Consider the following 13591-nt stretch of genomic DNA (forward strand, 5'->3'; position numbering starts at 1 on the left):
GCTGCAAGCCGAACAATGAAACTCCTGTTGAAGGGAACCGGAGTACCTGCCGTCAACACTATGGAGTTATCGTAAAGTTTTGAGAGAGAGTTACAAGAGGCAACTGAGCCTCTTTTTTTTGGAGTAGATTTTCATTGGTTTTTCTCGTGTTTTCCTTCACCTTAGGACATAAGTTCCCTTACCCGTAAAATTAACTTTCACGGGGAATTGGGTTTTGGCATCCGCCAAGATACCAAGCAGGTGGGCCTCGTTGGTCAAAAACCGCTATTGGGTGCAAATTGCCCGTTTTGCAACACGGACATTTGGGCAAAAATGTTTTTTTTGCTACTTTTTCCAAGACCTTTACTTGGAGTTTTGCTTGCAAAAGCTTTAGCTTCCCACGCTTCCAAGTGCTGCTCAAAAAGCCATAATGACGAATCTTGACAAAGCGTTTGGGCAAAATATGCAACGAAAACCGACGGATAAACTCGCCGTGGGTCAATGTCATTTGCTTTTTGACTCCCGCCACTCGGTAATCCTTGTAATCGAAAGTCACGTTTTCGTTGTCAATGCTTTTGATTCGGTGGTTGCTGATGGCGATTTTATGGGTATATCTCCCCAGATACTCCACCACCGAATTGGGACTTCCAAAAGGCTTTTTGGTAAAAACTACCCAAGGCTTCTGCCATAAATGCTGCCGGATTTGCTCGTATTTTATGGGCTCTTTTGCTTTGAGTTTCTGGCAATATTTTGCCCTAAACACTTTCGATAAAGCTTTTACGGGAAACAAGAATTTGCCGTCCGTTCGGCTGTTTTTCCACTGTCCGTCTTTATCGATTCCTCCGCCAGGCACAATACAATGCAGGTGCGGATGAAGGCTCAACTGCTGTCCCCAGGTGTGCAAAACAGCAATCATTCCCAGTTGTATTTCTTTGGCTTTGCCAAATTTTTGAAGCGTTTCCCAAGTCGCTTCAAACAGGGTGTCATACACCATTTTTGGCTGATGCATTGCCAAGGAATTAATGCTGTCGGGCAAGGTAAAAACCACGTGGAAGTATGGCACTGGCAAGAGTTCTGTACTTCGGGCTTCCATCCAATCCTCTCGCTTGTTACCCTGACATTTGGGACAATGTCTGTTCCTGCAAGAGTTGTAACTAATGGTCAGATTTCCACATTCATCACACCCATCGATATGACCGCCCAAATCGGCCGTTCGACATTTTTTGATGGCAGAAAGCGTGTGCAGTTGCCAAGTATTCAAGCCGTAGTTTTCGATTTTTGAGGCAATATTTCGCAGTACATCGGCTACTTCCGGTGGCATTTCTCGAAAAGGGTATCCAGTGGACTAAAGATGCGTTGGCTCTCGAGTTGGGCAATCTGTAAATACTCCAAAGTGGTTTCTAGGTTTTGGTGTCCTAAAAGGTCTTTGAGGGTTATAATATCCATGCCATCTTCGAGTAAATGCGTGGCATAACTATGCCGAAGTGTGTGCGTGTGAACCTCTTTTTTGACACCAGATGCCTTGGCCACTTGCCTCACTACCCATTGCACGCCTCGTTGCGAATACCGATTGTCAAAATCACCTCCTGCTCCATTAGGCAAAGGTTGCCCATTAAAAAGGTAATCTTGTGGTTTTTCGGCTTCGATATATTTTTTGAGCCCTCGTATTAAATGAACCGATAAAGGAACATAGCGGTCTTTTTTGCCTTTGCCTTGCACTACTTTGAGTTGCTTTCTATCGAAATCTAAATCTTGTAATCGTACAGAACGTGCTTCCATACAACGCAATCCGCAACCATAAAGCAATCCAATAAGAATGCGATGTTTGAGTAATTTAGCCCCTTGAAGCATGCCCCAAACTTCTTCTTTACTCAAAACAACGGGTAGTTTTTTCTCGTGTTTTATGGACGGTAAACCCAAGTACTCATAAGGCAAGCCTTCTGATTTTAGAAGAAAGCGAAGACCATAAACACAATGTTTGAAATAAGTTTGTGAAGGGGTTTTGGACTTTTTCTGCTGGTAAAACAAGTAATCTTGTACTTGTTCAGGATCTAAATCCGTTGGGATTTTCCCAAAATACAATGATATAGAAGCAACATGTCGAGAATAATTATTAAAAGTACTTTGACTTCTGCCCAATACCGAAATAGTACGTTCAAAACGATTGATGAGTTCCTCAAATCCTGGAACTTCTCGTTTAGCCTGGTTGAGAATTTTGTTTTCTCTTAATTCTTCAACATTCTTTTTTTTGTAGTCATATCTTACCGAATTTAATTATATTCGTAAGGTACAAAATCACGGTAAGTGCTACCGAAGGTTTAGTTCAACAGCCGTTTGGCGTGATTGGGGTTTTAGGCTGAATTTAAAGATGATTTTGTATTTGGAAAATTTGTGTTTAACCGAAAAATCTCGCATCTTTATTCCCCAACCACGCCAAGCGCCAGAACGTTAGCGGTCAGCTCAAACAACGACATCCCGAACTTGAAACGAAATGATAATAATAGATAGAAAACCATTTGAGTTAAAAAAAAATGTGTCAATAAAAATTACACATTAAAACCATCCTGATTAACTACTATTTTGTAACAAGTTAACAATCTATCGTCATATGTATTTAAATCAATCAATCATCAATCAATCAATCAATCAATCAATCAATCAATCAATCATTTATGAATCAATCAATCAAAAAAATTCTGGATTTCCCAATTACAAAAATAATTTTGGGAATAACTGTTTGCTTTTCACTATTTGTAGTAATTCAAAACTTTTTATTAAAACCTTTTTTCTTTAACATTATTCAAGATCAAAGTATTGCTAAGCCAATTATTCATTGTATTTCATCTGTACTATTATTAGTTAGTTATTACTATTTTTTCCGTTTTTATGATAAAAGAAAAATTACCGAACTATCGCTAAACCATTTACCCAAAGAAATTTTTGGGGGTTTTATTCTTGGTTTTTTGACAATATCATTATCAATTTTCATTTTATATTTTTTGGGTTACTATCAAATTATTAGTATTACGACAGCTTATTACTCAACAAAGTTTTTTACTATGTTAATAATTGCTGCGTTAGTTGAAGATTTGTTTCATAGAGGACTAATCGTTAGGGAGATAGAAAATTGGTTAGGTACACATATAGCGATTGTCATAGCAATGTTAGTAGAGCTTCAGCACATTTTCAATCCCAACTCAGGCTTATTTGACATTTTTTTTTATTTGATTTGGGGGTTCACCATGGCTATGCTATTTATATATACCAAGAGAATATGGCTACCTTTTTTCTTCCATTTAGGCTGGAATTTTGCTCAGCCTTTTTATGGCTCTAATCTCACGGGGACAAATGATATGGGCAATATTATCCAATCTAAATTTACAGGTCCTGAATTATTAACAGGAGGTGCATTTGGAATTGAAGGTTCGATTTTTACGGCATCATTTCTATTAATTATTGGTATTGTTCTTTATTACTTCGCCAAAAAGGAGGGCAAAATAATTAAAAGAAAAGCGATGAATTAAAAATAAAAATTTTTCTTTAATAGTGAAGAAGCTAACAAGCACTATAATTAAAGCCGAACCGCTAACAGCCTGTAACCGTCATCGCGGAGATTTTCGGTAGCCGGAAGTTGTTGGTTCACGAAGAAAGTTTTATCTTGGCAGAGAGAGCTCTGCTCGCTTTGATCCGCGACGGCGGTTACAGGCGAAACGTTAGCAGTGATTTACCAGCCTATGAGTAGAAAAGACATACAAATTAGAACAAACCCATCTGCAAAAATGTACTTTTTGCTAAATGAGAATTTACTAAATCCGATTTCTTTACCATTAATTGGAGAAGGAACATATATAAAATATACTGGAGGAAGTAAATGGGCTCACATAAAATTGAAAATTCAAGAAACGGAAAACCATCATTCGGCATCTTTAATATGGAATATTCCTGAACCAGACTTCCCGAAAGTTTTTGAAGATGAAATAATAGATGCACTCAGAACATTTTTAATTCATTACGAAGGGTTAACGGGAGAAAATTTAAATGTGACTTTCGAAATTTTGGAAGCAAATTATCATGAAGTAGAAACTGGAAAGGGAAATTTTTATTTTGCTGTAGCTAATTCCATTTTTAATGCATTTGACAAATCCTTGCATGAGCCAAATATTGAAGCGGTAAGAAAATATAAAAACAGAACATAAACCACTGCTAACAGCTACTACAACGGATTTGGGCAATAGGCTTAATGGAAAGTTGGTTTTGTATTTGGGATGATTTGGCAAATCTGAAAATAGGGCTTAATTTAATCCCAAACCCGCTGTAGTACCAGAACGTTAGCGACAATTGTATACAACAGACTGAAAATAAGTAAATTATGACTAATCAATTTTTAAAATACCTTTATTTAAAAATAAGTAAATCGACAATTGATAATAGTGAAAAAAGTTCTCAGAATTTTGAACGAGCTGATAAAATAATAATTTGGATTGTAGAATTTTCAATTGGTATTTTTGTTTTGCTTTTACAAAGGATTATAACATTCAGAATCCGAATTATAAAACTGTAACAGAATTATCAAATCAAATAGTTATTGTCTCTTTAATTGTTGTTATTCTTGGTTTAATATTTAGAATTTTTTCGTTTTTCGCACAAATGTTATTGACTGAAATTAATCTCGAATTTACTAATTATGCAGACAGTTATTCAACTGCTCCTGAATTTCCTATTTCTAGAGAAATAAAAGATTCAGATACTATAGAAGATATAATTTATTTTTTTGAAGAAGATTTTGAAATTATAGAAAAGCGACCTGATTTTACAAATTCATCTGAAGAAAATATTAAAGAATATAGAAAACTACTTTTAAATTATTACACAACTTTAGCAGAAAGTAATGATATTGAAGTTCAATTGGAAGAATTTAAAAATAAGATTAGCGACTATTTTGGAATATCTAAAGTAAAAATAGATAAGAAATTTGAAAATAATCAAAAAGTTAAACTAAGAGGTAAAATATATCAAATGACATTAATTGGTAGTTATATTTTCTTCTTTTTGACGATTTCTACATTTATATTAGGAGCCATAATTATCTTAGAAACCCTAATAAACAACTGTCGCTAACACACGTCTTGCGCCATTTGCGAATTTAGTGGAATTACCGTTTTTTATCGTATTTTCGTTCAGCCGAAAATACTTGTCTTCGTAAGTCGCAAACGGCTCAAGGCGCGAGAACGTTAGTGGTAACTTTGACAAAACTTGCTTAGAATAGAACATATAACTAGATTTGATGTATAACTAAAGAAATGGGAAAAAAGAAACAATCAATTTGGGGATATGTAATCGGAGGATTAACTCTCATGGGATTAATGTTGGGCATAATTACCGATGGTTTTCAAGCCTGGGATTTTTTTACAACTGAAAAGAAAATAGAAAATCCAGCTATTATAGACTTTAGACTTGAGCCTATTGTTGTTGATATTAGCGATAGTGATTTTGATTATAAATCAGTCCAAACAGAACTAAACATTGAATCAACAAATGGGACTTATTATATTCTTGATAGTTTAAGAATATTAAATTTTACAGTAACCGACAGTACTTTTTTCGTCAAAAATTTTGAGATTAAGTCAAAAATCAAAAATATAGACTTAGACAAAAGGATAATGGATATAAAAAATCCTAGTCAAACTGGACGTATAATGATTGAAAATGATTTTATACTAGATGGTCAATCCTTGGGAGATATCATAATGTCTCATTCGGAAAAGGAAATTGCTCAGTATACTATTAGAATTCCTTATATTTTTAACAACAACGTTAAGTTGAAAGATATTTCTATTCCTTTAATTGTAAAAAGTAATTAAAAGCTACCACTAACAGCTAGAGTTTCGTTGCGGCTGCAAGCCGAACAATGAAACTCCTGTTGAAGGGAACCGGAGTACCTGCCGTCAACACTATGGAGTTATCGTAAAGTTTTGAGAGAGAGTTACAAGAGGCAACTGAGCCTCTTTTTTTGGAGTAGATTTTCATTGGTTTTTCTCGTGTTTTCCTTCACCTTAGGACATAAGTTCCCTTACCCGTAAAATTAACTTTCACGGGGAATTGGGTTTTGGCATCCGCCAAGATACCAAGCAGGTGGGCCTCGTTGGTCAAAAACCGCTATTGGGTGCAAATTGCCCGTTTTGCAACACGGACATTTGGGCAAAAATGTTTTTTTTGCTACTTTTTCCAAGACCTTTACTTGGAGTTTTGCTTGCAAAAGCTTTAGCTTCCCACGCTTCCAAGTGCTGCTCAAAAAGCCATAATGACGAATCTTGACAAAGCGTTTGGGCAAAATATGCAACGAAAACCGACGGATAAACTCGCCGTGGGTCAATGTCATTTGCTTTTTGACTCCCGCCACTCGGTAATCCTTGTAATCGAAAGTCACGTTTTCGTTGTCAATGCTTTTGATTCGGTGGTTGCTGATGGCGATTTTATGGGTATATCTCCCCAGATACTCCACCACCGAATTGGGACTTCCAAAAGGCTTTTTGGTAAAAACTACCCAAGGCTTCTGCCATAAATGCTGCCGGATTTGCTCGTATTTTATGGGCTCTTTTGCTTTGAGTTTCTGGCAATATTTTGCCCTAAACACTTTCGATAAAGCTTTTACGGGAAACAAGAATTTGCCGTCCGTTCGGCTGTTTTTCCACTGTCCGTCTTTATCGATTCCTCCGCCAGGCACAATACAATGCAGGTGCGGATGAAGGCTCAACTGCTGTCCCCAGGTGTGCAAAACAGCAATCATTCCCAGTTGTATTTCTTTGGCTTTGCCAAATTTTTGAAGCGTTTCCCAAGTCGCTTCAAACAGGGTGTCATACACCATTTTTGGCTGATGCATTGCCAAGGAATTAATGCTGTCGGGCAAGGTAAAAACCACGTGGAAGTATGGCACTGGCAAGAGTTCTGTACTTCGGGCTTCCATCCAATCCTCTCGCTTGTTACCCTGACATTTGGGACAATGTCTGTTCCTGCAAGAGTTGTAACTAATGGTCAGATTTCCACATTCATCACACCCATCGATATGACCGCCCAAATCGGCCGTTCGACATTTTTTGATGGCAGAAAGCGTGTGCAGTTGCCAAGTATTCAAGCCGTAGTTTTCGATTTTTGAGGCAATATTTCGCAGTACATCGGCTACTTCCGGTGGCATTTCTCGAAAAGGGTATCCAGTGGACTAAAGATGCGTTGGCTCTCGAGTTGGGCAATCTGTAAATACTCCAAAGTGGTTTCTAGGTTTTGGTGTCCTAAAAGGTCTTTGAGGGTTATAATATCCATGCCATCTTCGAGTAAATGCGTGGCATAACTATGCCGAAGTGTGTGCGTGTGAACCTCTTTTTTGACACCAGATGCCTTGGCCACTTGCCTCACTACCCATTGCACGCCTCGTTGCGAATACCGATTGTCAAAATCACCTCCTGCTCCATTAGGCAAAGGTTGCCCATTAAAAAGGTAATCTTGTGGTTTTTCGGCTTCGATATATTTTTTGAGCCCTCGTATTAAATGAACCGATAAAGGAACATAGCGGTCTTTTTTGCCTTTGCCTTGCACTACTTTGAGTTGCTTTCTATCGAAATCTAAATCTTGTAATCGTACAGAACGTGCTTCCATACAACGCAATCCGCAACCATAAAGCAATCCAATAAGAATGCGATGTTTGAGTAATTTAGCCCCTTGAAGCATGCCCCAAACTTCTTCTTTACTCAAAACAACGGGTAGTTTTTTCTCGTGTTTTATGGACGGTAAACCCAAGTACTCATAAGGCAAGCCTTCTGATTTTAGAAGAAAGCGAAGACCATAAACACAATGTTTGAAATAAGTTTGTGAAGGGGTTTTGGACTTTTTCTGCTGGTAAAACAAGTAATCTTGTACTTGTTCAGGATCTAAATCCGTTGGGATTTTCCCAAAATACAATGATATAGAAGCAACATGTCGAGAATAATTATTAAAAGTACTTTGACTTCTGCCCAATACCGAAATAGTACGTTCAAAACGATTGATGAGTTCCTCAAATCCTGGAACTTCTCGTTTAGCCTGGTTGAGAATTTTGTTTTCTCTTAATTCTTCAACATTCTTTTTTTGTAGTCATATCTTACCGAATTTAATTATATTCGTAAGGTACAAAATCACGGTAAGTGCTACCGAAGGTTTAGTTCAACAGCCACTACAACGGATTTGGGCATTTGGCTTAATGGAAAAATGGTTTTGTATTTGGAATGATTTGGCAAATCCGAGAATAGGGCTTAATTTAGTCCCAAACCCGCTGTAGCGCCAGAACGTTAGCGGCAATGCACAAAACTCACTAACTAAAGATATGAGATTCAGAGAAGCCAAAATTGATGATATAAAAGAAATCCAAATTGTTAGAAATTCTGTCAAAGAAAATACTTTGTCAAATCCTGATTTGGTCAGTGATAAAGATTGCGAGGAATTTTTATTTAAACGTGGAAAAGGTTGGGTTTGCGAAATTAAAAATCAAATAGTTGGTTTTGCCATTGCAGACTTAAAAGAAGATAATATCTGGGCTCTTTTCATAAATCCTAAATTTGAAAGAAAAGGAATTGGATCAAAACTTCAAAGCATTATGCTGGATTGGTATTTTGAAAATGGAAAGGAAAATGTTTGGCTTGGAACTGCGCCGAATACAAATGCTGAAAAATTTTATTCAAAATCTGGTTGGATAAAAAATGGAATGCACGGAACTAAAGAAGTTAAATTTGAAATGTCAAAAAAACAATGGGAAAATATTAAGCACAGCCGCTAACAGCGGTTTGGCGTAATGGCTACTAATTGCTACGCAGAAAATATAGCGGTTTTTCCAATCTTGTTCATCCGTAGAATATTTTTCCTAAATTGGCGCCACTAACGCCAACCCGCGAAACGTTATGCGTCAGCATAGAACACCGATAAGAACCGACAAAAATGAAGTTAATAAAAGAATTAGGAAATAAGTTTTCAAATCTTTACGACAGTTTGACTAATGCTGATTCAAGTTGGGAAAACAGAACTTATGACTTTTACCTAATTTTTGGACAGAAGGACGAGGGCAAATCGCCTTGGATAACAACAAATTGGAAATCAGATTTTGAACCATTCTTTGACTTATTAATTAAAAAAAGTGAGTTTTCAAAAGACACAGCTATACGAGTTACTAAATACAAACCAGAGAAACGCATTTCAAAAAAGAATAATCAAGAATTTGTTTATCATTCAGAAATAAAACTTGGACGACTGAAATGGGATAATAAATCTCACGATAAGTGGACGGTACCTAACAATACAGAAAACTACTTTCAAGATTTTCAACTGTGGACACCAATTTGGACAATTACTGAAAAAAGACAATCACCGCCAGATATTTATATAACATTTTCGAACGAAACAGATTTTGAAAACAACCGAAAGACTGAATTCGGATATTTTATAGTTATTGCAATAGCCAAAAGTTTAAATTTAGACTCAAAGCCCATATTGAGAGAATTGTCAGAAAGAATAAATTCAAAGGCAACAATTTTAAAAACAAGAAGATGGGGCAAACCTGAGAGCATTGGAAATTGGACTTTTGTAAACTGGATACAAGACACCTTTAGTAACGGTATTTACAAAGGACAGAGTTTACATTTGGTCGACTTTGAAAAATTAGAATTTGAACCAATATGGGAAGTTATTTATAGACAGAAATAGAATGCCGAACGCATAACACGGGTTTTGTTTCAGGCGGGCTGACGTGCAAACTTGTAGCTTTGTGCTTCTATTCAAGTTCAGTGCTTATTGACAGTTTTATGCTCCGAAACCCGCCCGAACCCCAGCTAGCGCGAGCGTCACGCTCGTGAACACAAGCTACTCAACAACACTGAACAACTGTGTGGGCACGAGCGTGACCCTCACGCCAGCATAAGGGCGATAATTTTGCGCTTTGTTATATTAATATTACAACTGAATCTTACACAACTCATCCAACAATTCCATTTCTTCTTCCGGCAATAACTGCAAGGCAATTTCAAGTAAAGTCATTACATTAATATCTGTGTTTACGGTATGACTTGGCAAACTTGGCGCATCATGATGAAGCAAAAGAATACTTGCTTTTAACAAATCTGAAACCATTAAGTTCAATTGGCTGTAACCGGATACTTTTAGTGTTACGTCAAACGAATTATTAGTGTTATTGTGTGGTTTTAGCTTTTTAAACTTTTTTGCAGCGTACATTGATTTGAGAAATTCTGCTACTTGCTCTTTATGTTTTGTTTCCATAAATTCTATTTCAGTTTGTTAGTCTTTTTATTCTGATTTTTCACAAACGAAATTACATCTAATCGATCACTTTTAGAGGATTGCATACAATCAGTTGTATACAACCGATTTATAAAATCAAAATAATATACCTTTAAAAAAAATCAAGAAATATATTATATTTGATAATAACTAATCTATTAATGAATAAGCTGATCAAACTAAATCTTTTAGGAGCGATTTAATTTAAGGATTTATAAAATCAATATTTATTTCTGAAAAAATATAATATGGATAATTCTGTTTTGGGTTTATTTATAGTTTTGGCTGTTATAGCATTTGTATGGCTATTACCAATATTAAGTATTCTCTTCTCACGTAAAACTACTGGTGGAGAAAAATTAGCATGGATTTTGGCGGTGCTTTTTATATCATGGTTTGCCTGGATTTTTTATTTACTCCTTGCTCCTATTAAAAAGAAATAATATAATCTCCTCGCTAAAGCGAGCCTCACGCTCTTAGAATACAAGCCATATCAATAAGAATAGTAAAGAAAACTTTATAAATAGAGATGAAAATAAAGAAAACAAGCCGAACAGCTCAATATATGGCTTTATTTAGAGCATTGGAAACAGAACGTGATTCAAAAGATAAATTATTTTCTGACTATTATGCTATACATTTTCTTGAAGCTAAATTGAGATTTGCAGCAAGGATGTTTAAATATCCTATTATTAAGAAATATATTAGTACCACGATTCAGAAGAAAATCCCGGGCGCATTTTCTTCAGCAATTGCCAGGACAAAATATATTGACGATCAATTAGAATCAACAATTTCCAATGGTGTTAAACAGGTAATAATTTTAGGAGCTGGATTTGACACCAGAGCCTTGAGACTTGGCTTTTTAAAGTCAATTCCTGTCATAGAGATTGATCATCCAAATACTTCTAATTTTAAAGCTACAATATACAAAAAACGCATTGGCCAACTTCCGGAAAATGTTGCGTTTTATCAAATTGATTTTAATCAACAAAGCCTGGAGGAATTGGCAGAACAACATAATTTTGATTTTTCAATACCTACAACGGTTATTTGGGAAGGCGTTACAAATTACCTCTCAGAAGATGCAATAAAGAGTACATTTGGCTTTATTCAGAAATTCACAAAAAACAGTTATGCGATTTTTACTTATGTGCACCAAAATATCCTGGAGAATCCAGGTTCGTTTTTAGGAGGTGAAAAGCTTTTGAACGACCTAAATAAACTTGAAGAAAAATGGACTTTTGGATTTCAACCAGAGGAAATATCAAACTATTTAAAATCATTTGACATGAAAATTATTGAAGATATGGGCGCAAATGAATATCGTTTAAAATATCTGCCAAATAGAGCCGAAAAAGGATATGAATTTTACAGAGTAGCGATAGCTATAAAGCAATAACTACGACCATAATCACTGTAAATAATTTCTTGCAAGTGATATGCGTTCTATGAGACATTGGAAAACGAGGATAATTAAAGTAAACAATGCAAATAATATGAGCTGGACAAATAATAAAACATTATTAGAACATTCAACACACACACCATGTAAAGAAATATTTCAGGCTATGTGTGATGAACTTGGCAAACATTACGAAGCAAAAGGATTTAAATATTCTCGTTCACGACCAAAATTAACACTTGAAAAAGGCGACATAAAACTTATAATTGAATTTTGGTCAACCAAAAGCAATACCCCTGGCAGCTCGGTTTCGTTTGAAATTTTACCAAATTTCTACGCTAAACAATTGGCTAAAACGAGTACTATAAATGGCTTCCTATTCGGACACACGGGACTTTTCTATCATCAATATACAGACAACCCAAAACAAATACTGGTAAAACAAATATTTGGAGAAGAATTGGAACGCATTGATGAATATAGCAATGAATCAAAAATAATTGACAACCACCATTGCAATATCTATGGAATTGACAAAGAAAAGTTTGATTCAATCGTAAAATTTATTGATGACAAAATTGTTTCCTGGATTTCTAAACTTGCAACCAGAGAAGGAATACTTGAATTAATAACAAATGCAAGCCCTACAAGAGTTTGGTCTTTAAATGGGAAAGGTACTAATTCAGACTTTATAAAGTATGTTCAACTCAATTTCCCAGATATCGATATTGAAAAAAAACTTGGGTTATAATAAATTCACTAATGCGAATTTGTAATCCGTGTACGTAAAATCAAAAAAAAGTTAGATAGTGTAAACAAAAAAAATCAATTCATAACCACAGATTAAAAATCCAAGATATTGAAAGTGAGAAAACTTGAAAAAGAAATTAAATATGAAAAACGGATTTTATCTAATGGCTTTAATGATTATTTCCGGCTATGGAAATTCGTTATAAAATTTAACTAAACAACCCGAACTCAAAGAGCTAAGTGGTAAATGGAAACTAGATCACATTAGTTACACCGCAATCCTCCGCTATAGCTATATAGAGTTTAAATTAAATCAGCATAAAAAAATTACAGGGAAAATTGGCTCAAGATAATTGTTGAAAATTTACTTGATTTTATTTTAAACTGGAAATAAACCTCTGGCGCAATTATACATTCACATTCGATATTGATAATGGATTAACAAAGCGTAACACTCTTGAAAAAAGTTATGTCAACAAACAAAAACTCATACAATAAAATTATTAATAACTGGATCACTGCCAGAAACAACACTTTTATAAACAAACCCATCATTGATTTTGCTGACCATGTAAATTCAGAAGGAATTATTTTAGACATTGGCTGCGGAACCGGAATACCAATAGCCAAATATCTTTCTGATCGTAATTTTTCCATAACCGGCATAGATGAATCTACTAAAATGATCGAAACAGCCAAATCTCAAAGAATTAAAAATACCGTTTTTTATGTCTCCGATTTTTTTGATTTTGAATCAGATGAAAAGTTTGACGGAATTATAGCCTGGGATTCCCTTTTTCATTTTCCAAAAGAGCAACAAGAAGAAATTTATGGCAAAGTCTATCACTTATTAGCACCTGGAGGTTATTTCCTTTTTACCCACGGAAAAGAAGAGGACGAACACATTGATAACATGTTTGGAGAGCAGTTTTATTACAGCTGCCTGTCAAAAGATTTTGTTCTTGACTTAATGAAGGAAATTGGTTTTGAAACACTATTTTCAATTGAAAATTTTATTGAAGAAAAAGATCAGCGGGACTGGATTGTACTCGCGAGAAAAAAGTAAAATTTAAAAATCAATTCACACCAACCGCTAACTCATTATAAATCAATATTTCAAGAAAATTATTTTTAATTATTCTA

Annotated in this window: 15 protein-coding genes; 10 read left to right on the forward strand and 5 right to left on the reverse strand. The window is 35.3% G+C overall.

Features of this window, described 5'->3' with window-relative positions:
• Positions 1–190 precede the first annotated feature (190 nt).
• Both P5P89_RS21160 and P5P89_RS21165 read right to left on the reverse strand, forming a co-directional pair.
• Positions 191–1300: an IS91 family transposase gene (locus P5P89_RS21160; RefSeq protein WP_278009935.1), complete on the reverse strand. Its 1110-nt coding sequence runs from the start codon at positions 1298–1300 to the stop codon at positions 191–193.
• A complete protein-coding gene (locus P5P89_RS21165) occupies positions 1285–2118 on the reverse strand; it encodes a tyrosine-type recombinase/integrase (protein ID WP_278009934.1) in 834 nt (277 codons plus the stop codon). Before P5P89_RS21165 ends, P5P89_RS21160 begins: the two co-directional genes overlap by 16 nt.
• 533 nt (positions 2119–2651) lie before the next feature.
• Here P5P89_RS21165 and P5P89_RS21170 point away from each other — a divergent pair.
• From P5P89_RS21170 to P5P89_RS21185, 4 genes are all read left to right on the forward strand, one after another.
• Positions 2652–3503 carry a CPBP family intramembrane glutamic endopeptidase gene (locus tag P5P89_RS21170; protein ID WP_278010104.1) on the forward strand — a complete coding sequence of 284 codons (852 nt, stop codon included), beginning with the start codon at positions 2652–2654 and terminating at the stop codon, positions 3501–3503.
• A gap of 210 nt (positions 3504–3713) precedes the next feature.
• Positions 3714–4175, forward strand: coding sequence for a hypothetical protein (locus P5P89_RS21175; RefSeq protein WP_278010105.1), 462 nt, complete (start codon positions 3714–3716; stop codon positions 4173–4175).
• Between the two features lie 280 nt (positions 4176–4455).
• Positions 4456–5097 carry a hypothetical protein gene (locus tag P5P89_RS21180; protein ID WP_278010106.1) on the forward strand — a complete coding sequence of 214 codons (642 nt, stop codon included), beginning with the start codon at positions 4456–4458 and terminating at the stop codon, positions 5095–5097.
• A 182-nt stretch (positions 5098–5279) separates the two neighbouring features.
• Complete coding sequence (locus P5P89_RS21185; protein ID WP_278010107.1) at positions 5280–5840, forward strand: hypothetical protein; 561 nt, start codon at positions 5280–5282, stop codon at positions 5838–5840.
• 221 nt (positions 5841–6061) lie between these two features.
• On the opposite strand, the gene P5P89_RS21190 is transcribed toward P5P89_RS21185, so the two are convergent.
• Both P5P89_RS21190 and P5P89_RS21195 read right to left on the reverse strand, forming a co-directional pair.
• On the reverse strand, positions 6062–7171 hold the full coding sequence (locus P5P89_RS21190; protein WP_278009935.1) for an IS91 family transposase: 1110 nt from the start codon (positions 7169–7171) through the stop codon (positions 6062–6064).
• Positions 7156–7989 (reverse strand): tyrosine-type recombinase/integrase, encoded by an 834-nt coding sequence (locus P5P89_RS21195; protein WP_278009934.1) that lies wholly within the window; start codon positions 7987–7989, stop codon positions 7156–7158. The genes P5P89_RS21190 and P5P89_RS21195 overlap by 16 nt, the downstream gene beginning before the upstream one ends.
• 343 nt (positions 7990–8332) lie before the next feature.
• Here P5P89_RS21195 and P5P89_RS21200 point away from each other — a divergent pair, with 343 nt between their 5' ends.
• The gene (locus P5P89_RS21200) at positions 8333–8782 is read left to right on the forward strand and encodes a GNAT family N-acetyltransferase (protein ID WP_278010108.1); all 450 of its coding nucleotides are present in this window, start codon (positions 8333–8335) and stop codon (positions 8780–8782) included.
• A 158-nt stretch (positions 8783–8940) separates the two neighbouring features.
• A complete protein-coding gene (locus P5P89_RS21205) occupies positions 8941–9702 on the forward strand; it encodes a hypothetical protein (protein ID WP_278010109.1) in 762 nt (253 codons plus the stop codon).
• A gap of 246 nt (positions 9703–9948) precedes the next feature.
• On the opposite strand, the gene P5P89_RS21210 is transcribed toward P5P89_RS21205, so the two are convergent.
• Entirely contained in the window at positions 9949–10272 is a 324-nt protein-coding gene (locus tag P5P89_RS21210; protein WP_278010110.1) for a hypothetical protein, read from the reverse strand.
• 269 nt (positions 10273–10541) lie between these two features.
• Between P5P89_RS21210 and P5P89_RS21215 the strand changes: the two genes are divergently transcribed.
• From P5P89_RS21215 to P5P89_RS21230, 4 genes are all read left to right on the forward strand, one after another.
• Positions 10542–10736, forward strand: coding sequence for a hypothetical protein (locus tag P5P89_RS21215; protein WP_278010111.1), 195 nt, complete (start codon positions 10542–10544; stop codon positions 10734–10736).
• A 122-nt stretch (positions 10737–10858) separates the two neighbouring features.
• The gene (locus tag P5P89_RS21220) at positions 10859–11695 is read left to right on the forward strand and encodes a class I SAM-dependent methyltransferase (RefSeq protein ID WP_278010112.1); all 837 of its coding nucleotides are present in this window, start codon (positions 10859–10861) and stop codon (positions 11693–11695) included.
• Positions 11696–11744: 49 nt separating this feature from the next.
• Positions 11745–12449, forward strand: coding sequence for a hypothetical protein (locus P5P89_RS21225; protein WP_278010113.1), 705 nt, complete (start codon positions 11745–11747; stop codon positions 12447–12449).
• Positions 12450–12917: 468 nt separating this feature from the next.
• Positions 12918–13514, forward strand: a complete 597-nt coding sequence (locus P5P89_RS21230) for a class I SAM-dependent DNA methyltransferase (RefSeq protein ID WP_278010114.1) — start codon at positions 12918–12920, stop codon at positions 13512–13514.
• Positions 13515–13591: the final 77 nt, after the last annotated feature.

Source organism: Flavobacterium gyeonganense (assembly GCF_029625295.1).
GTDB classification, from domain to species: Bacteria; Bacteroidota; Bacteroidia; order Flavobacteriales; family Flavobacteriaceae; genus Flavobacterium; species Flavobacterium gyeonganense.

What these genes read in the sequence shown, in the direction of transcription:
- P5P89_RS21160 (WP_278009935.1), bottom strand. Translation starts at nt 1,300, where the DNA reads ATGCCACCGGAAGTAGCCGATGTACTGCGAAATATTGCCTCAAAAATC.
- P5P89_RS21230 (WP_278010114.1), top strand. Translation starts at nt 12,918, where the DNA reads ATGTCAACAAACAAAAACTCATACAATAAAATTATTAATAACTGGATC.
- P5P89_RS21170 (WP_278010104.1), top strand. Translation starts at nt 2,652, where the DNA reads ATGAATCAATCAATCAAAAAAATTCTGGATTTCCCAATTACAAAAATA.
- P5P89_RS21175 (WP_278010105.1), top strand. Translation starts at nt 3,714, where the DNA reads ATGAGTAGAAAAGACATACAAATTAGAACAAACCCATCTGCAAAAATG.
- P5P89_RS21200 (WP_278010108.1), top strand. Translation starts at nt 8,333, where the DNA reads ATGAGATTCAGAGAAGCCAAAATTGATGATATAAAAGAAATCCAAATT.
- P5P89_RS21225 (WP_278010113.1), top strand. Translation starts at nt 11,745, where the DNA reads ATGAGACATTGGAAAACGAGGATAATTAAAGTAAACAATGCAAATAAT.
- P5P89_RS21210 (WP_278010110.1), bottom strand. Translation starts at nt 10,272, where the DNA reads ATGGAAACAAAACATAAAGAGCAAGTAGCAGAATTTCTCAAATCAATG.
- P5P89_RS21215 (WP_278010111.1), top strand. Translation starts at nt 10,542, where the DNA reads ATGGATAATTCTGTTTTGGGTTTATTTATAGTTTTGGCTGTTATAGCA.
- P5P89_RS21220 (WP_278010112.1), top strand. Translation starts at nt 10,859, where the DNA reads ATGGCTTTATTTAGAGCATTGGAAACAGAACGTGATTCAAAAGATAAA.
- P5P89_RS21185 (WP_278010107.1), top strand. Translation starts at nt 5,280, where the DNA reads ATGGGAAAAAAGAAACAATCAATTTGGGGATATGTAATCGGAGGATTA.
- P5P89_RS21190 (WP_278009935.1), bottom strand. Translation starts at nt 7,171, where the DNA reads ATGCCACCGGAAGTAGCCGATGTACTGCGAAATATTGCCTCAAAAATC.
- P5P89_RS21205 (WP_278010109.1), top strand. Translation starts at nt 8,941, where the DNA reads ATGAAGTTAATAAAAGAATTAGGAAATAAGTTTTCAAATCTTTACGAC.